We start from the raw sequence: 20,226 nt of genomic DNA on the forward strand, positions 1-20,226 counted from the left end.
CTCCAGTAACGGTCGCTGTCAGCCGCGCAGCCGCGCGCGTTCAGCCAAACATGGCCAGCTGTTTATCAAACCAGGCGTACATAAAACGGCGGGTGGACGCGCCGCGCGAACAGGCGCAGGCGAGATGTTCGTCGGCGCGCAGCAGATGATCGCGCAGGCGCTGGTGCACGGCTTCCGGGCCGAGCATCGCCACCAGCGTGGATTTCCCCGCGTCTTTATTGATGTCTTTGCCGGTGTTATTGAGGCCGTCCGCCAGGTCATCAAGGAGCTGAAACGCCTGGCCGAGATGGCGCGAAAACTGGCGCAGCTTCTGGCGTACTGAGGCGGAGGCTCCGGCGGCGATCGCGGCGATTTGCAGCGTGGCGTCAAACAGCACGCTGGTTTTAAGATCGTTGGTCGTGAGGATAGCCTCCGCGCTGCGGGTCTGGTTGCCTTCGCTGAGATCGCGAAACTGCCCCTGCACCAGCCCCTGGAGACCCACCGCGCTGGAGAGTTCGCTGACCGCCTCGGTTTTACAGCTGTCGGGCAGCGATCGTGCCTGCGCCACCACGCCGAAGGCGCGGCTCAGAAGCGCGACCGCCGCGAGGATCGCCACGCTTTCGCCAAACTGACGGTGAATGGTGGGTTTGCCGCGACGCAGCAGGGCGTTATCCATACAGGGAATATCGTCAAGCATCAGCGACGCGGCGTGCACCATCTCCACGGCGCAGGCGAGATCCAGCAACGCGGGCTGGCTCGCCTCGCAGCCGAGATCGCGCGCGGCCAGAATCAGCAGCAGCGGGCGCACCCGTTTACCTGGGGTGAGCGCGCCTTCGCGCATCGCGGCGCAGACCAGATCGCGCTCCTGGCCTGGTGGCAGAAGCTCGTCAAGGCGGGTTTGCAGGGCGTCGCGCAGCGCCTGCAATTCGTTTTCCTGCCCTGAAGATTTCACGGCGTTAGCGTTCATGGTTAGGGCCTCTGCTGGTGGTCGCAAGCGGTGGAGTGGAAGACGTCAACGCGCAACAGCGCGCCGAATGTCGCCGTCAGGCGGGCAACATTCGTCGCATCAGGCGGAATGTGGAATTTTCTCTGTATGAACAACTGATTATCTTCACGGGTCTTTGTCCGGATGTTCTCTTAAAAAGCGTAGCGCAATACCGGAAAATTTCTTCGGCTAACGTAATGCGTCACAAAACTTTACATTCAGGCAACGCGTTGTACAAGTTTATGCCAATAAAGTGTGCAATAAGGTCATCACCTGACGCACTTCATCTGCGGTGAGCGCGCCATCTTTCGCAAAGCGTATACGGCCTTCTTTATCCAGCACCACGACAGCTGAACCGCCCTGCTGCAGGCGCCAGGCGCGCTGCGCGGCGCCTGTACTGTCGAGTACGAACACTGAGGCCGGGTACGCTTTTTTGGTGCTCTCCAGACTGCGGCGCACAAAGATGGCGCTGCCCGGAATGGCGTCGTCGGTGTTGATTATCGTGGTGGCCTGGAATTTATCCGCCGGCAGACGGGCTGCGGCAATCGCATCGCTGATGCCTTTATTGAGATCTTTGGCCGACAGCCTGCCTGCCACATGCAGCACCACGCCCACCTTGCCGCTAAGACGCGCGCTGTTCCAGTCGCGATAGCCGATTTCGCCCTGGCGGAGCGTCAGCTCGCCGCGCTCCGCCACACCGACCGGCGACACCCGTTCGCCCTCTTTAAAATTATGCGCGCAGGCGAAAAAGGGCAGCAGGGCGGAGATAAAAAGTAACGGGCGCAGCATAGGGGTTCCTCAAAGCGGAAGCGGTGATGTTGGGGAAAGTGTAGTGGAGATTCGCGGGTTGAGTTACAGCAGGCGCTCAGGGGAGCCGGGGGCAGGAGAGGAGGTTTGCGCGCGAAGGCATTATTATTTTGCAGTGTGAGGAAAGGGGGCAGGGGCAGTCCAGTTCGATGGCATAGGGATTTGCATGGGATTAAAAACAAAGGGAAATCATGGATTACGTAATAGCATTTTTATCTCCGGCTCAGTTTATTGCTTTTATCGTGGGGTTAATCAACCGTCTCTGGTTCGAATGCCGAATCGTAAGCGCTCCAGTGCGATTTACCTCTGTGACTGTCTGGCGTTAGGTGTTATTAGCTCGAAATGATGGCCGACTGAAAAAAGTTAACATGTGGCAAAAGTTGACGTGCCGGCGATTAAAAGAGGAACCGGCTACGCCTGTTTTTGAGTATGCAGAAAAAACTCAAAGAATATCGCAAGATATGAAAACAAATCCAACACGATTTCGTCAATGATTATGTTGACTTGAAATTATCCCGGCCAGGTTTGCAAATGCTTTTTATGCCTGCATGAGTGAATGCTCTTTTACTAAAAGCGATGAGCTGAAACTCGATAATATACTGGGGTGATGTTACAAAAAATTTGAAAGTAATCCATAATCTCTGAATAATAAAATCAACTTTGACGCATTTCAGAGTGATTTTAGTGCCCGGGATGGATATTGCAAGTACTTAGAAAGGCTCAGTAAAAACAGTATGAATGATGATATCTCTTATAAATATATCCCTGTGGTCTGTCATCTGTTTTAAAATAAATACCCGCATGCCCTTGTAAAAATCACTTTTCACGGTACTAACGCTTTTGGTGGTGTGGTCAAACGGACCATCGCGGTGCGAGTTGATGTGTTAACAGGTGACATCGTTTGGATACTTGATAATTAACCAAAATAGCTGAAATAGCACCAATGCTGACACTTACATCGGTACAGGTACTGTTGAATAATGAGATTCATGGACGTTAACCTGCGGCAGAAAATTATTTTTTTAGCGCCATGAAAGCCAATCTTTAAACTTTTTTGTCGGTTTCAATACGCTAATTGCACTCTTAAAATTAGTATGCAGGGTATATGATGGGAATTTTAGAAAATAATTGTTGCTTAGGGTGTATTATTGATTTGAAAAAGATGATAGCCCTTTTGCAGGGCCATCAATACCAGCGGTTATATTTGATGTAGAAAAATGAAACAATAATGAACCATAAGAATGTGAGTATTCCTGAATACTCCTCAATGAAATAAATAAACAACAAGGCCCCTGCAAGTATAATTGCGATTGGGACCAGGTGGGAGTGCGCAGCCCACAAAAAGGTTAATAATTTTTTCATCTTTTTAATATTTCATATAAAGCATCACCAATAACTTCTTCGTTATTACCCCCGGATTCAACTTGGTATATTATTTTTGACATTTGTGGTTCGATAAGGAAATATAACATTTCTATCTTTTCACGAAAGAGTATTTGGTAATATGCTGCATCCTGAAATTTAAGTTTGTTTGCAGCCAGTGCTGCCACCTCAGCCTTAGAATAGATGGTCACTACCTTAATAAGCCAGCTGGACATTTCATTAACTTTTTGAATGTACGATTCCTGAAACTTGCCACTACTTACAATTAATTTGGCAATTGTCAATGAAAGAGCCATTTTGCTCGAGCGTTCAGCTGATTCATATGCTTTCTCACCGATTTTTTGCTTTATGTAAGATACAAGGGTGTTACTTTTTTCGTCTCCGAGACGCTTAAAGGCTTTCTGGAAATAAAGTTGAACCATGTCTAAAACAACATCGTTTCTTTTAAAAATTTCCAACACAGACAAATACAAACGTTTATCTTCACTCCATTGCTCATGGCATGTGCTCCTGTAGTATTTGTCAGGCATCACACATGAGCCATAGTTAATAATACGCTGGCTGCCAAGCTTAACGTCTTCGACGGTTTGCATGTGAGTGGCATACACCTCCTTCACAGCTTTAGTTAAAGCAATTGCCAGTCTTTCATCTGACTGCGCTTTCAATTTGAGATAGTTTTCTGCCATTTCCATGTGCCTTGTTGTAACATTTACGGTTAATGATTGATCATGGTCGCTCGCAGGAGCAAGGATGAAGATGAAAAAAAGTCGTAAAATACTCATTTACGTTATGGCTGCGATTATTGCGCTCCTAATAATTCCGGAGATTATCTTAAGGAAGGTTCCAAATGATACGCTTGCCAGCCTTGGGGACTTTACAAGTTTGGGGGGCTTATTAAGCCCTTTCCTCTCAGCGATAATTTTCATTGGTGTGTTGTCAATACTTATCGGGATTGTCTGCGTGTATGCAGTGAGTAAAATTTACCGCTTTTTAGTACGCATTAAGAATAAGTAAACTCACATTAAATTGGGGTGAATACGACTTAGATAGACACATACATCAGATGCATTTGTTTGCATGCATCGCTTTAAAACCTTCATGTGCCGCCGCGGCAGTACTGGCGCGGCTCGGGGCTGTTGTTGGAATTGCATTAAGGCCGCCTCATGAGGCTGGCAGGTGAGGCGGGGATAGCATTACGCGCAGTGGTGTGTGCACGATTTAAAATAACGCGTGCCAGCGCCTCGCTGCGAGGCGCTGTCGCTGGCCGATATGGTTTATGGTTGCGTCTCAAATCTGCGATACGCCGCTGTAAACTGATGGTGCGGATGCGCGGTTTTGAAGATATCGCCAACGAAACCGGCATGGCGGGGGCGTGGAGTTCTACACCATCACAGCGCCATCACGCTATCACTCAGTACACAGCAAGGGCGGCTTTGTGTCGCAGTGGAATGGCTGTAATCCGCAAGACACGCAGTGTTATCTCTACGGCGTATGGGTGAAGCCCGCGCCGCGCTTTCTCGCGCTGGCATTCAGGTTTTTGGTCTCCGTGTGGTTGAGCCTCACCATAACGGCACGCCACACTGACACATGCTGCTTTTCATGCGCGGATGTTGATGCCGGTGCGCGATAAGGGAGAAACAGCTTTTAGGCAGCTCTTTGCGAACGCCATTTTGGGGCTCAGGGACAAAAAGGGGACATTGAGTAAACAGATATAAAAAAGCCACCCTTGCGAGGTGGCTTAATTATATGATTTTACTGCTAAAATTTGGTGGCCCCTGTTGGGTTTGAACCAACGACCAAGCGATTATGAGTCGCCTGCTCTAACCACTGAGCTAAGGGGCCGTGGCGCTGGATTATAAAGTAACTGGCGGCGTCAATCCAGTCTCGGCGTCTCGGCTGCTGAATTTGTAAGCAAGGCCGGCGTGAGGCTTTATACTTTACAGATCCGTAAGTTAACAGGGGATAACATGATCAACGATATTCTTGAACCGGGTCTGCGCGTGGTGTTTTGCGGAATCAATCCAGGGAAGTCGTCAGCGCACACCGGTTTTCATTTCGCGCATCCGGGTAACCGCTTCTGGAAGGTGATTCATCTGGCGGGGTTTACGGAGCGCCAGCTGAAGCCTGAAGAGGAGCGGCATCTGCTGGATACGCGTTGCGGCATCACAAAACTGGTGGAACGTCCGACAGTGCAGGCGAATGAAGTGGACGTGAGAGAGTTGCATGAAGGCGGGCGTAACCTGATAAAAAAAATCGAGGACTTCCAGCCGGACGCGCTCGCGGTACTGGGCAAAAAAGCGTATGAGCAGGCGTTCAGTCAGCGTGGCGTGAAGTGGGGCAAACAGAAGCTGAAAATCGGCGAGACAGAAGTTTGGGTGCTGCCGAACCCGAGCGGGCTTAATCGCGCGTCGCTGGATAAGCTGGTCGAAGCCTATCGGGAGCTCGACGAGGCGCTGGTGGCGCGCGGCAGATAAAGGTACGGCGCAGCCTGCGCCGCGCCATACGAGGAGAGCCGGTGGCTTAGCCGCCTGCCTGCTCGATAATCAGTTTGCCGAGCGAGGACTGAATGCGGAAGCAGAGCGTCTTGATCTGCGACTGATACATCGTGATGACGATATCGTTCAGCTCCGGCGTCAGGCCCTCTTTAATCGAGAGGAATTTGCCGGTTTTCGCAGTCAGGGCATCCATCTCAGCGGCGTAGCGGCTGTAAGTTTTCGGGCCATAGTGCTTGAGCGCCTCGAGCTCTTTACGGCAGGTCGCCATGCTGTTACTGCTTTCCGAGGCGGCAGCGAACGGTTTGCTTTCCGGTGCCTGTTGTACAGGTTGCGGCTGAGCGACCGGTGCGGGCGCTGGCGCGAGCGGCGTTACCTGGCTTTTTGGCGGCTGGCTGGCGCATCCCGCCAGTAAAACGCATGTCATGAATAACAGCGACTTGTTCATCCCGGGTCCTTGCTGTGTTATCAACACTTTGTTTATTTTTAGACGCAAATCTTCCAGCAAATTACTCACAATCGATATCTGTGACAAATTGTTTTTTCTGATTAATCCACACATATCACGGCAATTTATCGTTGTATGACAGTTTGTTGACGCCTGACGTCATTAAGCCGTATCGCGCGGTGCGGCTTTCCTGCGCCAATAAAAAAGCCCTCCGGAGAGGGCCTTTAAACGGGTTAGCGCAGACGATTAATCGTCGAGGAAGCTGCGCAGCACTTCAGAACGGCTCGGGTGGCGCAGCTTACGCAGCGCTTTCGCTTCGATCTGACGGATACGTTCGCGGGTAACGTCAAACTGTTTACCTACTTCTTCCAGCGTATGGTCGGTGTTCATGTCGATACCGAAACGCATACGCAGCACTTTGGCTTCGCGCGCGGTGAGGCCCGCCAGCACGTCATGCGTCGCCGCACGCAGGCTTTCGGTGGTCGCGGAGTCCAGCGGCAGTTCGAGGGTGGTATCCTCGATGAAATCCCCCAGATGCGAATCTTCATCGTCGCCGATCGGCGTTTCCATGGAGATAGGCTCTTTGGCGATTTTCAGCACCTTACGAATTTTGTCTTCCGGCATCAGCATGCGTTCGGCCAGCTCTTCCGGCGTCGGCTCACGGCCCATCTCCTGCAACATCTGGCGGGAGATACGATTGAGCTTGTTGATGGTCTCAATCATATGCACCGGAATACGAATGGTGCGCGCCTGGTCCGCGATAGAGCGGGTGATGGCCTGACGGATCCACCAGGTAGCATAGGTGGAGAACTTATAGCCGCGGCGGTATTCGAACTTATCAACCGCTTTCATCAGACCGATGTTGCCTTCCTGAATCAGGTCGAGGAACTGCAGACCACGGTTGGTGTATTTCTTGGCGATAGAAATTACCAGACGTAAGTTCGCCTCAACCATCTCTTTCTTCGCACGACGGGCTTTCGCTTCGCCGATGGACATGCGACGGTTGATGTCCTTCACCTGCTCGATAGTCAGGCCGGTTTCTTCTTCGATCTGCTGCAGTTTTTGCAGGCTGCGGTGTACATCTTCCGCCACGTCGTGGAGCTTCTCAGACCACGGTTTGTTCATGGCGATTGCCGCGTTAAACCAGGTTTCGCTGGTTTCGTTGCCGGTAAAGAGAGTGATAAAGTTCTTCTTCGGCATTTTGCACTGCTCAACGCACAGCTTCATGATGATGCGTTCCTGGGTGCGCACACGGTCCATCATGGTACGCATGCTGTTTACCAGGTAGTCGAACTGTTTCGGCACCAGACGGAACTGTTTGAACACGTCGGAAAGCTTCAGGATCTCTTCCTGAGACGCCGCGTTGCTGCGGCCTTTGGCTTTGATAGTGTCGCGGGTGACTTCGTACTGGGTACGCAGCTCGCCGAATTTCTCGCGCGCCAGTTCCGGGTCGATGCTGTTGTCGTCATCGCTGCTGTCGTCGTCAGACTCTTCGTCTTCATCTTCGTCATCATCCATCTCTTCCTGAGAGAGTTCAGAGCCGACGTGCGTCGCGGTAGGGGCCAGGTCTTCTTCGGCGTTCGGATCGACAAAACCGGTGATCAGATCGGAAAGACGCGCTTCGCCCGCTTCCACACGATCGTACTGCTCCAGCAGATAGGTGATCGCTTCCGGATATTCGGCGACGGAGCACTGAACCTGGTTGATCCCGTCTTCGATGCGTTTGGCGATGTCGATTTCGCCTTCACGGGTCAACAGCTCAACGGTGCCCATTTCGCGCATGTACATGCGAACCGGATCGGTGGTGCGCCCGATTTCAGATTCCACGCTGGACAACACCTGGGCCGCGGCTTCTTCCGCATCTTCATCGGTGCTGTTCGAGTTTTCAGCAAGCAACAGATCGTCGGCGTCCGGCGCTTCTTCCATCACCTGGATGCCCATATCGTTGATCATTTGGATGATGTCTTCGATCTGATCGGAGTCGACGATATCTTCCGGCAGATGGTCATTGACCTCGGCATAGGTCAGATAGCCCTGCTCCTTACCACGGGTGACAAGAAGCTTAAGCTGTGACTGCGGGTTTTGCTCCATAAGACGGTATCCACACTTATTTCATGAGGTTGGTGTCGTAGGCGTTGCCGCCAACAATAACGTGTGCCCGGGGTTTCATATCACGGCGTGTTATCAGCGACGGCAATAACAATGCCTGAACGCTTTGACAGCGACATGAACTCCACAGGGCGTTGCGGGCTGTTTTATTATTGCCGCTGCCCGGCAGTACGGCTCTCGGGTGCACCCGATCGTCAATCGGCAATTAAGCCGCGGAATTTATTTTTTTGCGCGCGCCTCGGTAATGATGCGCACTTCTTCGCGCTCCGCCGCGCTAAGTCCCTGGGTGCGTGAGCGGGCTATTAATTCTGTTAATCTCAACTCCAGTACCGAATCAAACAGGTGATCCAGCGCGTCGGTGAACGTTTTTTCTGCGATATCCTTATCTGCTATATCGTCCCACGTTGAGAGTTTTTCAAGGGTAGCGGCTTCTTTTGTGCCGCGATAATGTTCGAGCAACTGCCCGGTGGTCAGACCAGGCTGCGAAAGACAAGTATTGACCAGCTCCGAAAAGAGCTCCAGTCCAGGCAGCTTTGTTTTATCTAACGCCGCCAGAGAGGGCACTAATGGCGCCAGCTCAGGATTCTGGACCAGTAATCCTATTAGTATACGCATGGTTGTACGCTTTAGCGTCGGCGCGGCCCGCGTTTGCGAATTATCTGCCTGCCGGGTCATCAACCGCTCGAGCTGGCTGTCATCCAGAATACCGAGCTTGTTGCCTAACTCCTGACGCAGATAGATGCGCAACGTTTCACCTGGCACCTGGCTGATTAACGGCAGCGCCAGTGTGCTCAGCTGCGCGCGCCCGTCCGGCGTACTCAAATCCACCTGCGGTAACAGGCTGTTGAACAGGAACGTGGAGAGCGGCTGAGCCTGCTCCATCCGCGCCTCGAACGCCGCTTTCCCTTCCTGACGAACCAGCGTATCCGGGTCTTCGCCATCGGGCAGAAACATAAAGCGTAGCTGACGTCCGTCCGTCATGTAAGGCAGCGCGGTTTCCAGCGCGCGCCACGCGGCGCTGCGGCCTGCTCTGTCGCCGTCGTAACAGCAAATGACGTTGTTCGTGACACGAAAGAGCATCTGAATATGCTCCGCCGTGGTCGCAGTGCCGAGCGAGGCAACCGCATAGTTGATGTCATACTGCGACAGCGCCACGACGTCCATATAACCTTCCACCACCAACAGGCGGGGCGGGTTCGGGTCACTCTGCTGCACTTCATAAAGGCCATACAGTTGGCGGCCCTTATGGAAAATCTCGGTTTCCGGGGAGTTTAAATACTTGGGCAGCGCATCGCCTAAAACGCGCCCGCCGAAGCCTATTACTCGCCCGCGCTTATCGCGGATGGGGAACATCACCCGTTCGCGGAAGCGGTCGTAACTGCGGCCCTTATCGTTGGTCACCAGCATGCCGGCGTCGATAAGCGACTGGCGGTTTTCGCTGTTGTTACCAAAACGCTTGAGAACGTTATCCCAGCCCGGCGGCGCATAGCCGATGGCGAAGCGCTCAATGACGGATTCACTCAGCCCGCGTTTCGCCAGATACTGACGCGCCGGCTCTGCGTTTTGCGCCTGTAAGGCCTGACGATAAAACCCGTTCAACCCATCCAGCAGTTCGTACAACGTCTGGCGCTGATGGCGCTCAATTTGCGTCGGTCCGCTGCCCGCTTCGAACGGGACTTCCAGATTATGCATGGCCGCCAGTTCTTCGACGGTTTCAACGAATTCGAGCTTGTCGTAATTCATCAAAAAGTCGATAGCGTTGCCGTGCGCGCCGCAGCCGAAGCAGTGATAAAACTGTTTTTCGCCGTTTACGGTGAAAGAGGGGGTTTTTTCATTATGGAAGGGACAGCACGCGTGGTAGTTCTTGCCCTGCTTCTTGAGCTTTACCCGTGCGTCTATCAGGTCGACGATATCGGTGCGAGCCAGCAGATCATTGATAAAGACACGTGGGATTCGTCCAGCCATAAGCCCCGTTTTTATCAGCCCATAAACGAGAATAAGCCGCGCATTCCTTTCGGAAGCACGGCCTCTACAACTACTACTCTGTCTGTGTCAGGGGACAATATCCCCTGAGGAATTAGTACAGACGAGTACGGCGTGCGTTTTCGCGAGCCAGTTTCTTCGCGTGACGTTTCACTGCGGAAGCTTTGGCGCGTTTACGTTCGGTAGTCGGTTTTTCATAGAATTCACGACGACGAACTTCCGCCAGAACACCCGCTTTTTCGCAGGAACGTTTGAAGCGACGCAGTGCTACGTCGAACGGCTCGTTTTCACGTACTTTAATTACCGGCATGTGCCTCTCACCTTTGATTAATTCGGTTCTGCTGGCATCAGATAGCCAGCTTATTTCAAAATGGTGCGGAATTTTACTGCAACTGCTGCTGCTTTGTAAAGCACCGCCAGGACCAGAAACGCGGTTTTTGTGCGGTCTATTCCAGGGGCACGCATTATACACTATCTGACCGCCCGGGTTGAGCAAAGTTTTACATCCGCAGCCGTTGGCCCTACACTGCGCGGCAGGCGAAAGAGGTAAAAAAACCATGCGTGTACTGGGAATTGAGACATCCTGCGATGAAACCGGCATCGCCATTTATGACGATGAAAACGGGTTATTAGCCAACCAATTGTATAGTCAGGTAAAACTGCATGCTGACTACGGCGGCGTAGTGCCTGAGCTGGCCTCGCGCGATCACGTGCGTAAAACCGTGCCGCTGATTCAGGCTGCAATTAAAGAAGCGGGCCTGACGGCGCAGGATATCGACGCCGTGGCGTATACCGCGGGGCCGGGCCTGGTGGGCGCGCTGCTCGTCGGCGCGACGGTCGGCCGCGCGCTGGCGTTTGCCTGGGACGTGCCGGCGGTGCCGGTACACCATATGGAAGGCCATCTGCTGGCGCCGATGCTGGAAGAGAATCCGCCCGAATTCCCGTTCGTGGCGCTGCTGGTTTCCGGGGGCCACACGCAGCTTATCAGCGTGACCGGTATCGGCCAGTATGAACTGCTCGGCGAATCTATCGACGACGCCGCGGGCGAAGCCTTCGATAAAACCGCCAAGCTGCTGGGGCTCGACTACCCTGGCGGCCCGATGCTGTCGAAGATGGCGGCGCAGGGCACTGCGGGGCGCTTTACGTTCCCACGCCCGATGACCGACCGTCCGGGCCTCGATTTCAGCTTCTCCGGCCTGAAAACCTTCGCGGCGAATACCATTCGCGATAACGGCACCGACGATCAGACCCGCGCCGACATCGCGCGCGCGTTCGAAGACGCCGTGGTGGATACGCTGATGATCAAATGCCGCAGGGCGCTGGATCAGACCGGTTTTAAGCGTCTGGTAATGGCGGGCGGCGTGAGCGCCAACCGCACGTTACGCGCGCGTCTGGCGGAGATGATGCAAAAGCGCGGCGGCGACGTTTTCTATGCGCGCCCGGAGTTCTGCACTGATAACGGCGCGATGATCGCGTATGCGGGTATGGTGAGACTGAAAGCGAAAGGCGAAGCGGGGCTTGGGGTGACGGTACGTCCGCGCTGGCCGCTGGCGGAGCTGCCTGCGGCGTAACGTATTCAGACAAGCGTCATAAAGAAAAAGGAGTGAATCATCACTCCTTTTTTTCTGGCCGTTTTTTGCGAAACCGGCTCCAGATTTTGGTTTCCTGGCCGCGCCACAAGCGCTGAATATTGTCGTGATGACGTAATAAAATCAGGCAGGAGAGCATCGCCACCGGGAAGGTAAACTGCGGTTTAAACCACCAGACGTAGAATGGTGCCACCAGGGCGCTGACAATCGCGCCCAGCGATGAATAGCCGCTCAGCAGCACCGTCAGAAACCAGGTGCCCGCCATCACACCCGTGAGATCCCAGCCGATAGGCGCGATGGCGCCAAACGCGGTCGCGACACCTTTGCCGCCGCGAAAATGGAAAAAGACGGGCCAGATATGGCCAAGACAGGCGGCGATGGCGATAAGCCCCAGCCAGAACGGCGTCACGCCCAGCGCATACGCGCCCCAGACCGGGAGCATGCCTTTCAGCACGTCGAAAATCAGTACCGCTACGGCTGCTCCCTTGCCGCCAATCCGCAGGACGTTGGTCGCCCCGGGGTTGCCGGAACCGCTGTCACGAGGATCGGGCAGACCAGCGATGCGGCAGACCAGAATGGCGCTGGAAATCGAGCCGCAAAGGTACGCGAGGAGGATCATTCCAGGCGCGATTGCACTCATAACGCTGTTCCGTTGTGAAAATGTCGTTGTATTCTCTGCATCTGTGGATAATACGCATATTTTGCCGGAAGTGGTATCCGGCGGGGCTAAAAACAGGCAGGGCCGTGATGGACATAGTATTTATAGAGCAACTTTCGGTAATCACCACTATTGGCGTTTACGACTGGGAACAGACTATCGAGCAGAAGCTGGTGTTCGATATCGAAATTGGCTGGGACAACCGCGCGGCGGCGGCGAGTGACGACGTGCGCGATTGCCTGAGCTATGCCGACGTGACGCAGGCGGTGCTGGAGCATGTCGGCAACGGTCGTTTTGCGCTGGTGGAGCGTGTGGCGGAAGAGGTCGCCGACCTGATTCTGACGCGCTTCAACGCCCCCTGGGTGCGCATTAAACTCAGCAAGCCAGGCGCGGTCGCGCAGGCCGCGAATGTCGGCGTAATGATTGAGCGTAGCAATAATCCGAATTAAAACATTTAAATTCATAATGATTAAACCAAACGCGGGTATACCGGTCATAATGCAGGAACTTTCGCGGCCGTTGCGCTAATGGCCGCGTTTTTAGCGCTTATTTTGGGGTACGAGGGTTTACTGAATGACTGATATGCACTCGCTGCTGGTGGCGGCGATCCTGGGCATTGTGGAAGGACTCACTGAATTCCTGCCGGTGTCAAGCACCGGACACATGATCATCGTGGGCCATCTGCTGGGCTTTGAAGGCGACACCGCGAAGACCTTTGAAGTGGTGATCCAGCTGGGCTCCATCCTGGCGGTGGTGGTCATGTTCTGGCGCCGTCTGTTTGGGTTAATCGGCATTCACTTCGGCCATCCGCCGCATGAAGGCGTCGGCAAAAGCCGTCTGTCGCTTGTTCACATTCTGCTTGGCATGGTGCCAGCGGTGGTATTGGGGCTGTTGTTCCACGATTTCATTAAATCGCTGTTTAACCCAATCAACGTGATGTACGCGCTGGTGGTCGGCGGCGTGCTGCTGATTGCGGCAGAACTCTTCAAACCCAAAGAGCCGAAGGCGCCGGGCCTTGACGATATGACATACCGCCAGGCGTTTTTCATCGGCTGTTTCCAGTGCCTCGCGCTCTGGCCGGGCTTTTCACGCTCCGGGGCGACCATTTCCGGCGGTATGCTGGTCGGCGTGAGCCGCTATGCGGCCTCGGAGTTCTCTTTCCTGCTGGCCGTACCGATGATGATGGGCGCCACCGCGCTCGATCTCTATAAAAGCATGGGCTTTCTGACGATGGCGGATCTGCCGATGTTCGCGGTCGGTTTTGTCACCGCCTTTGTTGTGGCGCTGGTGGCGATCAAAACCTTCCTGCACATCATCAAACGTATCTCGTTTATTCCTTTCGCTATCTATCGTTTCATCGTTGCTGCCGCCGTTTACGCGGTCTTCATGTAATCGTCTTAGCCCTCAGCCGCTGGCTGGGGGCATCTCGCCTCCTTCCAGGCAGCCACCGCGCGAATACGCCGTTTGGTCAGCTCATCACGGATCGCCGGGCCGGTAAAACCCGCCTCCACCACGTCTTTAGGCGACACCGCGCGCGCCACTTCCCACGCCTCGCGCAGCAGACGCGCCTGCGGATAGTCTTTCGCCTCAAACCCGGTGCGTCCGCGCACATCCGCTTCGCTGGTGATCGCTATTTGCTCGACGCGCTGCGGTTTGCGCCAGGCGTCTATCGAGTCGAAAAGGCCCACGATAGTGCGCGGTTTCAGCACCGGGAAGGTATGAATAAGGTCGTGAAATTCCGCCACCAGCTTTGCGAGATCGCGAATGTCGTTCGGCACGCGCAGCCGCCTGCACACCTGTTCGACAAGCCGCACGCCCGCCGGGCCGTGGCCGTGATGGCGCGGCCACAGATGCGGCGGCGTCAGCCCTTTGCCTAAATCGTGACACAGCGCGGAAAAGCGTACATCCACCGCCGGGCTGAGCATCGCGGCCATTGAGAGCGTCATCAGCGTATGAATGCCGGTGTCGATTTCCGGGTGCCACTTCGCTGGCGCCGGAACGCCAAACAGCTTGTCCACTTCCGGGAACAATACTTTCAGCGCGCCGCACTCGCGTAGCATCAAAAAATAAATCTGCGGATTACGGGTGGTGAGCGCGTTTTCGGTTTCCTTCCAGACGCGCTCCGCCGTCAGGTGTTCCAGCTCGCCGTTCTCCGCCATCTCGCGCATCAGCGCGAGCGTTTCCGGGGCGATGCGAAAGCCGAGATGCGCGTAGCGGGCAGCGAAGCGCGCCACGCGCAGCACGCGCAGCGGATCTTCGTTAAATGCTGGCGAGACGTGGCGCAGCAGGCGCGCTTTGAGATCGGCGCGACCGTGGTAAGGGTCGATAAACTCGCCCGCGTCATCCTGAGCGATGGCGTTAATGGTGAGGTCACGGCGCTGTAAATCCTGCTTCAGCGTCACGTCCGGCGCGGCGTAGCAGGTGAAGCCGGTATAACCCTGGCCGGATTTCCGCTCGGTGCGCGCAAGGGCATACTCTTCATGGGTCTGCGGGTGCAGAAACACCGGGAAATCTTTCCCGACCTGCTGATACCCCAGCTCAAGCATTTCGGCGGGCGTGGCACCCACCACCACCCAGTCCCTGTCCTTTACCGGCAGCCCTAACAGGGCGTCACGCACCGCACCACCAACCAGATAACTCTTCACGCATTCCACTCCGACTCATATTTAGCCGACAGATAATACGTTAAGTGTAGAGGAGATGGGGAGCGAAAAGGGCAGCGGGCGCTGCCCTGAGAGGTTTAGTTCATCCAGCGGTCTTTGCGCTTGCGGCTTGGGATCATATGCGGGAGCAGCAAACCGAGCAGCAAACCAACGCCCAGCACGCCGCCGCCATACATAAACCACTGCATGATGATGGTGCGCTGTTTATCATCAATCTGAATATTGGCGGCGTTCACTTTTTTCTGCGCCACGATAAGCTCGTTTTTAAGCTTCTGATTTTCATCTTTCAGGCCGTTGATAATACCGTCGCTGGCGGCGACTTTCTTCTGCATCTCCGCCGTGCGCTGATTCCATGTGGTGTCGATATTATTCAGCTTATCCGTCAGGGTCTTAACCTGATTTTCCAGCTCCGGCACGCGGGTGCGCAGGCTGGGTTCGCTCTTGAGCTGTTCCAGCGGGATCCAGGACGTGCGGCCACTGGTATCACGAATCTGTCCATATTTGCCGTTACTTTCCAGCAGTGCGACTTCTTCGCCGGCATTCACCGTGCCGACCAGGCGGTAATTGTCACCCGGACCGCTACGTACCCAGGTGTTGAGTTCATCCGAAACATAGCGTTTTTCTTCGGCAGCGGCCTGGAAAGAGACGCTAAGCGCAAGCAGGGAAAAGCAAATCAGACGTAATTTGTGCATCAGTTGGTCGTTATTGTCGTTGAAAGTGGAACGATAGTAGTGGCATCAGTCTGACGATGCAAAGCGTAAACCTGAATGGGAATCTTCCTGGTCAGCCCGTCGCCCGCCACCGCGGCAAATTTCGCTTTTTGCGTGCGTCAAAAAGCCTCAAACGTGGCAATTTTTCGCAAAATACTATCTACTGACAGATACCAGGCTATTAAGTTCGCTGGAGTTTTCTTCAGTGTGACCCAACCAGAAAGCAGAGACATGGCTCAGGAAATCGAACTCAAATTTATCGTCGACCCGGAACAGATTGACGCGCTGCGCGCCGCGCTGAACGCCCTTGAGGCTGAACACAGCGCCCCGCGCCAGCTGCTCAATATCTATTACGAAACCGCGGACAACCAGCTGCGCCGTCACGATATGGGGCTGCGTATTCGCGGGGATAATGGCCGTTATGAAATGACCATGAAAGTCGCTGGCCGCACGACTGGCGGGCTACATCAGCGTCCGGAATATAACATTGAACTGGAAACGCCCGAGCTTGCGCTGGCGCGTTTTCCTGCGGAAGTCTGGCCGGAAGGCCTGTCGCCCGAAGCATTGCAGGGCGCGGTACATCCACTGTTCAGCACCGATTTCGCCCGTGAAAAGTGGGTGGTTACTCACGGCGAAAGCCACATTGAACTTGCGCTCGACCGCGGCGAAGTGAAAGCCGGCGAGCTGGCGGAGCCCATTTGCGAGCTGGAGCTTGAACTGCTGGAAGGCCAGGCGGCGGACGTGTTGAAATTCGCCCGTCAGCTGGTGGCGAAGCCGGGTCTGCGTCAGGGCAGCCTGAGCAAAGCGGCGCGCGGCTACCATCTGGCACAAGGCAACGCTGAACGCCCGCTGCGTCCGCTAACGCTGCTGAAGATGCCGGCGAAAGCTCATGTGGAGCAGGGGCTTGAAGCGTCGCTGGAATGGGCGCTTGATCACTGGCTCTATCACGAGGAGCTGTGGCTGCGCGGCAACGGCAAGGCGAAACAGCAGGTGCGCGAGGCCATCGCCCTGGTGCGCCATACGCTGGCGCTGTTCGGCGGTATCGTGCCGCGAAAAGCGAGTACTCGCTTACGTGACCTGCTAACCCAGTGCGAAGCGACGCTCGCGACCGACGCTTCGGCCCAGACGGTCGCTTTCAGCGCCATTCAGGCCTCCGCCCGCCTCGCGCTCACCGAATGGCTGGTGTTCTGCGGCTGGCAGCCTTTCCTCGACGAAAAAGGCCGTCAGAAAATGGCGGATTCCTGGAAACGCTTTGCCGATATCAACCTCTCGCGCCACGCCGCTGAACTGAAAGCCGCCTTTGGTCAGCCGCTCGGCGACCGCTATGTCGATCAACTGCCGCGCCTTTCGCGCGAGCTTGACGCGCTGCGTCTGCTGGCGGGCGTCTATGACGAAACCGTCGCGCTGTTCTGGCTCGACAACTGGCAGGGGCTGCGTCACGCCATCGAAACCGGCCAGCGTATTGAGATTGAGCATTTCCGCAATGAGGCTATCTCGCAGGCGCCGTTCTGGCGGCACAGCGGGAAACCGTAAACCACGACAGGAAAACCCGCATGACGCCGCTCTCACTCCCTTTGCAACAGCACTGGCAAGCCGTGGTGGAGCGGCTGCCTTTCGATGCCGCCGCGCTCAGCGATGACGCGCGCGCGGTGCTGACCTTCAGCGATTTCGTGCGCGAGGCGATAAGCGCGCACCCCGACTGGCTTAACGAGCTTGAGGCGACGCCGCCTGAGGCGGATGAGTGGCGCCATTATGGCGCCTGGCTGCAGACGGCGCTGGCGGACGTTCACGACGAGGCGGCGCTGATGCGTGCGCTGCGCCAGTTCCGCCGCCGCGTCATGACGCGCATCGCCTGGAGCCAGACGCTTGCGCGCGTCACCACGGGCCAAACCCTGACGCAGCTCAGTGAGCTTGCGGAAACGCTGATTGTCGCAGCGCGCGACTGGCTTTACAGCGCATGCTGTCGCGAATGGGGCACGCCATGTAACGCCCAGGGCGTGCCGCAGCCGCTGATGATCCTCGGTATGGGGAAACTGGGCGGCGGCGAGCTTAACTTCTCTTCCGATATCGATCTGATTTTCGCCTGGCCGGAAAGCGGTTCGACCCAGGGCGGACGGCGCGAGCTGGATAATGCCCAGTTTTTTACGCGCCTCGGCCAGCGGCTTATCAAAGCGCTCGACCAGCCTACCCAGGACGGCTTTGTGTACCGCGTCGACATGCGTCTGCGCCCCTTCGGCGACAGCGGCCCCCTGGTGCTGAGCTTCGCCGCCCTTGAAGATTACTATCAGGAGCAGGGGCGCGACTGGGAGCGCTACGCGATGGTCAAAGCGCGCATCATGGGCGATAACAACGACGCCTGGAGCCAGGAGCTGCGCGCGATGCTGCGGCCCTTTATCTTCCGCCGCTATATCGATTTCAGCGTTATCCAGTCGCTGCGCAACATGAAGGGCATGATTGCCCGCGAAGTGCGCCGCCGGGGGTTGACCGATAATATCAAGCTCGGCGCGGGCGGCATTCGCGAAACCGAATTTATCGTGCAGGTGTTTCAGCTGATCCGCGGCGGGCGCGAACCGTCGCTACAGCAGCGCTCGCTGCTGCCGACGCTTGAGGCGATTGAGCAATTGCATCTGCTCTCGCCGGACGATGCCGCCTGCCTGCGCGAGGCTTATCTCTTTTTGCGGCGGCTCGAAAACCTGCTGCAAAGCATCAACGATGAGCAAACCCAGACGCTGCCGGGCGACGCGCTGAACCGTGCGCGACTGGCGTGGGCGATGGGCGAGGCAGACTGGGCGACGCTCACGGCACTGCTTGAGCGCCATATGGCGGGCGTGCGGCGGGTCTTTAACGAGCTTATCGGCGATGAAGAGCCGACCGGCGGTGAGGAGTCGCTGACCGAAGGCTGGCGCGAGCTGTGGCATGACGCGCTGGACGCCGACGACGATACGCCGGTGTTGAGCGCGTTAGGCGCGGAGAGCCGGATGCGGCTGCTGGCGACGCTGGCTGATTTTCGCAAAGAAACAGAGAAGCGAACCATCGGGCCGCGCGGGCGTCAGGTGCTCGATAATCTGATGCCGCATCTGCTGAGCGCCGTCTGCGCCAGCCCTGATGAGGCGGCGCTGACGCTCTCCCGCGTCACGCCACTGCTGACCGGCATCGTTACCCGCACTACCTATCTGGAGCTGTTAAGCGAATACCCCGGCGCGCTCAAGCATTTGATTCGCCTGTGCGCCGCCTCGCCGATGGTGGCGAGCCAGCTGGCGCGCTATCCGCTGCTGCTTGATGAACTCCTTGACCCGAACACGCTGTATCAGCCGACGGCGATGGACGCTTATCGCGACGAGCTGCGCCAGTATCTGCTACGCGTGCCGGACGATGACGAAGAGCAACAGCTTGAGGCGCTGCGCCAGTTTAAACAGGCCCAACTGCTGCGCGTGGCGGCGGCGGATATTGCCGGTACGCTGCCGGTGATGAAAGTTAGCGATCACTTAACCTGGCTTGCCGAAGCGATTATCGACGCGGTGGTTCAGCAGGCGTGGGGGCAAATGGTGGCGCGTTACGGTCAGCCGAAGCATCTGCGCGATCGCGACGGCCGCGGCTTCGCGGTGGTCGGCTACGGCAAACTGGGCGGCTGGGAGCTGGGCTACAGCTCTGATCTCGATTTAGTCTTTCTGCACGACTGCCCGGCGGAGGTGATGACAGACGGCGAGCGAGAAATCGACGGGCGTCAGTTCTATCTGCGTCTCGCGCAGCGCATCATGCATCTGTTCAGCACCCGCACGTCGTCGGGCATTCTCTATGAAGTGGACGCCCGGCTGCGTCCGTCCGGGGCGGCGGGGATGCTGGTGACAACGGCGGAAGCTTTCGCCGATTATCAGAAAAACGACGCCTGGACGTGGGAGCATCAGGCACTGGTACGTGCCCGCGTTGTGTATGGCGATAAACCGCTACAGGCGCAGTTTGACGCCATCCGCCGCGACGTGCTTGCCACGCCGCGCGACAGCGACGCGCTGCGAACCGACGTGCGTGAAATGCGCGAAAAAATGCGCGCCCATCTCGGCAACAAACACCGGGATCGTTTTGATATCAAAGCCGATGAAGGTGGTATTACCGATATCGAGTTTATTACGCAGTTTATGGTGCTGCGCTACGCGTCTGAACAACCGAAGCTGACGCGCTGGTCGGATAACGTGCGTATTCTGGAACTGCTGGCGCAGCACGACATTATGCGTGAGGGCGAGGCGAAAGCGCTGACCCACGCCTATGTCACGCTGCGTGATGAGCTGCACCGGCTGGCATTGCAGGAGCAACCAGGACACGTGGCCCAGACCGCCTTTGAACAGGAGCGCGAACAGGTGCGTGACAGCTGGCGGCGCTGGCTGGCCCCGGTGTAAAAGTGCGATTGCGCGTAACTGTGCTATCA

At 56.0% G+C, this 20,226-nt stretch carries 17 protein-coding genes, 1 tRNA gene and 1 pseudogene; 8 read left to right on the forward strand and 11 right to left on the reverse strand.

The annotated features are described in order from the left end of the window. Positions 1-40 precede the first annotated feature (40 nt). The 3 genes from BJP61_RS04480 to BJP61_RS04490 form a co-directional block, all read right to left on the reverse strand. Positions 41-946 carry a polyprenyl synthetase family protein gene (locus tag BJP61_RS04480; RefSeq protein ID WP_171997891.1) on the reverse strand — a complete coding sequence of 302 codons (906 nt, stop codon included), beginning with the start codon at positions 944-946 and terminating at the stop codon, positions 41-43. Positions 947-1,204: 258 nt separating this feature from the next. Then, entirely contained in the window at positions 1,205-1,753 is a 549-nt protein-coding gene (locus tag BJP61_RS04485; RefSeq protein WP_171997892.1) for a YtfJ family protein, read from the reverse strand. 1,376 nt (positions 1,754-3,129) lie between these two features. Then, positions 3,130-3,840: a hypothetical protein gene (locus tag BJP61_RS04490; protein WP_255485494.1), complete on the reverse strand. Its 711-nt coding sequence runs from the start codon at positions 3,838-3,840 to the stop codon at positions 3,130-3,132. 64 nt (positions 3,841-3,904) lie between these two features. Here BJP61_RS04490 and BJP61_RS04495 point away from each other — a divergent pair, with 64 nt between their 5' ends. Both BJP61_RS04495 and BJP61_RS04500 read left to right on the forward strand, forming a co-directional pair. Continuing rightward, positions 3,905-4,168, forward strand: a complete 264-nt coding sequence (locus BJP61_RS04495) for a hypothetical protein (RefSeq protein WP_171997494.1) — start codon at positions 3,905-3,907, stop codon at positions 4,166-4,168. Positions 4,169-4,449: 281 nt separating this feature from the next. After that, positions 4,450-4,735, forward strand: a pseudogene (locus BJP61_RS04500) (replication endonuclease); the annotation flags it as partial. 185 nt (positions 4,736-4,920) lie between these two features. Here the strand turns inward: BJP61_RS04500 and BJP61_RS04505 are convergent. Further along, positions 4,921-4,996, reverse strand: a tRNA-Ile gene (locus tag BJP61_RS04505). A 125-nt stretch (positions 4,997-5,121) separates the two neighbouring features. Between BJP61_RS04505 and mug the strand changes: the two genes are divergently transcribed. Further along, on the forward strand, positions 5,122-5,628 hold the full coding sequence (mug, locus tag BJP61_RS04510) for a G/U mismatch-specific DNA glycosylase (RefSeq protein ID WP_038867819.1): 507 nt from the start codon (positions 5,122-5,124) through the stop codon (positions 5,626-5,628). Positions 5,629-5,674: 46 nt separating this feature from the next. Here mug and BJP61_RS04515 read toward each other — a convergent pair whose 3' ends face one another. The 4 genes from BJP61_RS04515 to rpsU form a co-directional block, all read right to left on the reverse strand. Further along, positions 5,675-6,094 carry a hypothetical protein gene (locus BJP61_RS04515; RefSeq protein WP_075192991.1) on the reverse strand — a complete coding sequence of 140 codons (420 nt, stop codon included), beginning with the start codon at positions 6,092-6,094 and terminating at the stop codon, positions 5,675-5,677. 246 nt (positions 6,095-6,340) lie between these two features. After that, complete coding sequence (gene rpoD, locus BJP61_RS04520) at positions 6,341-8,185, reverse strand: RNA polymerase sigma factor RpoD (RefSeq protein ID WP_038867823.1); 1,845 nt, start codon at positions 8,183-8,185, stop codon at positions 6,341-6,343. A gap of 237 nt (positions 8,186-8,422) precedes the next feature. Beyond that, on the reverse strand, positions 8,423-10,168 hold the full coding sequence (gene dnaG, locus BJP61_RS04525) for a DNA primase (RefSeq protein WP_038867825.1): 1,746 nt from the start codon (positions 10,166-10,168) through the stop codon (positions 8,423-8,425). A gap of 112 nt (positions 10,169-10,280) precedes the next feature. Beyond that, on the reverse strand, positions 10,281-10,496 hold the full coding sequence (gene rpsU, locus BJP61_RS04530) for a 30S ribosomal protein S21 (protein ID WP_001144069.1): 216 nt from the start codon (positions 10,494-10,496) through the stop codon (positions 10,281-10,283). Positions 10,497-10,743: 247 nt separating this feature from the next. Between rpsU and tsaD the strand changes: the two genes are divergently transcribed. Next, a complete protein-coding gene (gene tsaD / locus BJP61_RS04535) occupies positions 10,744-11,757 on the forward strand; it encodes a tRNA (adenosine(37)-N6)-threonylcarbamoyltransferase complex transferase subunit TsaD (RefSeq protein ID WP_171997894.1) in 1,014 nt (337 codons plus the stop codon). 40 nt (positions 11,758-11,797) lie between these two features. On the opposite strand, the gene plsY is transcribed toward tsaD, so the two are convergent. Then, positions 11,798-12,415 carry a glycerol-3-phosphate 1-O-acyltransferase PlsY gene (gene plsY / locus BJP61_RS04540; protein ID WP_038867827.1) on the reverse strand — a complete coding sequence of 206 codons (618 nt, stop codon included), beginning with the start codon at positions 12,413-12,415 and terminating at the stop codon, positions 11,798-11,800. Between the two features lie 107 nt (positions 12,416-12,522). Between plsY and folB the strand changes: the two genes are divergently transcribed. Together folB and bacA are read left to right on the forward strand one after the other, a co-directional pair. Next, on the forward strand, positions 12,523-12,882 hold the full coding sequence (gene folB / locus BJP61_RS04545; RefSeq protein ID WP_038867829.1) for a bifunctional dihydroneopterin aldolase/7,8-dihydroneopterin epimerase: 360 nt from the start codon (positions 12,523-12,525) through the stop codon (positions 12,880-12,882). Between the two features lie 124 nt (positions 12,883-13,006). Next, a complete protein-coding gene (gene bacA / locus BJP61_RS04550; RefSeq protein ID WP_038867831.1) occupies positions 13,007-13,825 on the forward strand; it encodes an undecaprenyl-diphosphate phosphatase in 819 nt (272 codons plus the stop codon). Between the two features lie 5 nt (positions 13,826-13,830). On the opposite strand, the gene BJP61_RS04555 is transcribed toward bacA, so the two are convergent. Continuing rightward, positions 13,831-15,078, reverse strand: coding sequence for a multifunctional CCA addition/repair protein (locus BJP61_RS04555; protein WP_171997895.1), 1,248 nt, complete (start codon positions 15,076-15,078; stop codon positions 13,831-13,833). Between the two features lie 95 nt (positions 15,079-15,173). Further along, positions 15,174-15,788 carry a TIGR04211 family SH3 domain-containing protein gene (locus tag BJP61_RS04560; protein ID WP_038867835.1) on the reverse strand — a complete coding sequence of 205 codons (615 nt, stop codon included), beginning with the start codon at positions 15,786-15,788 and terminating at the stop codon, positions 15,174-15,176. A gap of 249 nt (positions 15,789-16,037) precedes the next feature. Between BJP61_RS04560 and BJP61_RS04565 the strand changes: the two genes are divergently transcribed. Beyond that, positions 16,038-17,339, forward strand: coding sequence for an inorganic triphosphatase (locus BJP61_RS04565; protein ID WP_171997896.1), 1,302 nt, complete (start codon positions 16,038-16,040; stop codon positions 17,337-17,339). A gap of 20 nt (positions 17,340-17,359) precedes the next feature. Further along, positions 17,360-20,197, forward strand: a complete 2,838-nt coding sequence (gene glnE, locus BJP61_RS04570) for a bifunctional [glutamate--ammonia ligase]-adenylyl-L-tyrosine phosphorylase/[glutamate--ammonia-ligase] adenylyltransferase (RefSeq protein ID WP_171997897.1) — start codon at positions 17,360-17,362, stop codon at positions 20,195-20,197. The last annotated feature ends 29 nt before the right edge of the window (positions 20,198-20,226 follow it).

The organism is Cronobacter sp. JZ38, assembly GCF_008932145.1.
Lineage (GTDB): Bacteria > Pseudomonadota > Gammaproteobacteria > Enterobacterales > Enterobacteriaceae > Cronobacter > Cronobacter muytjensii.

Coding starts and splice junctions, on each gene's coding strand:
- glnE (WP_171997897.1), top strand. CDS start 17,360: ATGACGCCGCTCTCACTCCCTTTGCAACAGCACTGGCAAGCCGTGGTG.
- rpoD (WP_038867823.1), bottom strand. CDS start 8,185: ATGGAGCAAAACCCGCAGTCACAGCTTAAGCTTCTTGTCACCCGTGGT.
- BJP61_RS04495 (WP_171997494.1), top strand. CDS start 3,905: ATGAAGATGAAAAAAAGTCGTAAAATACTCATTTACGTTATGGCTGCG.
- BJP61_RS04490 (WP_255485494.1), bottom strand. CDS start 3,840: ATGGCAGAAAACTATCTCAAATTGAAAGCGCAGTCAGATGAAAGACTG.
- tsaD (WP_171997894.1), top strand. CDS start 10,744: ATGCGTGTACTGGGAATTGAGACATCCTGCGATGAAACCGGCATCGCC.
- BJP61_RS04515 (WP_075192991.1), bottom strand. CDS start 6,094: ATGAACAAGTCGCTGTTATTCATGACATGCGTTTTACTGGCGGGATGC.
- BJP61_RS04565 (WP_171997896.1), top strand. CDS start 16,038: ATGGCTCAGGAAATCGAACTCAAATTTATCGTCGACCCGGAACAGATT.
- plsY (WP_038867827.1), bottom strand. CDS start 12,415: ATGAGTGCAATCGCGCCTGGAATGATCCTCCTCGCGTACCTTTGCGGC.
- BJP61_RS04485 (WP_171997892.1), bottom strand. CDS start 1,753: ATGCTGCGCCCGTTACTTTTTATCTCCGCCCTGCTGCCCTTTTTCGCC.
- BJP61_RS04480 (WP_171997891.1), bottom strand. CDS start 946: ATGAACGCTAACGCCGTGAAATCTTCAGGGCAGGAAAACGAATTGCAG.
- dnaG (WP_038867825.1), bottom strand. CDS start 10,168: ATGGCTGGACGAATCCCACGTGTCTTTATCAATGATCTGCTGGCTCGC.
- mug (WP_038867819.1), top strand. CDS start 5,122: ATGATCAACGATATTCTTGAACCGGGTCTGCGCGTGGTGTTTTGCGGA.
- bacA (WP_038867831.1), top strand. CDS start 13,007: ATGACTGATATGCACTCGCTGCTGGTGGCGGCGATCCTGGGCATTGTG.
- rpsU (WP_001144069.1), bottom strand. CDS start 10,496: ATGCCGGTAATTAAAGTACGTGAAAACGAGCCGTTCGACGTAGCACTG.
- BJP61_RS04560 (WP_038867835.1), bottom strand. CDS start 15,788: ATGCACAAATTACGTCTGATTTGCTTTTCCCTGCTTGCGCTTAGCGTC.
- folB (WP_038867829.1), top strand. CDS start 12,523: ATGGACATAGTATTTATAGAGCAACTTTCGGTAATCACCACTATTGGC.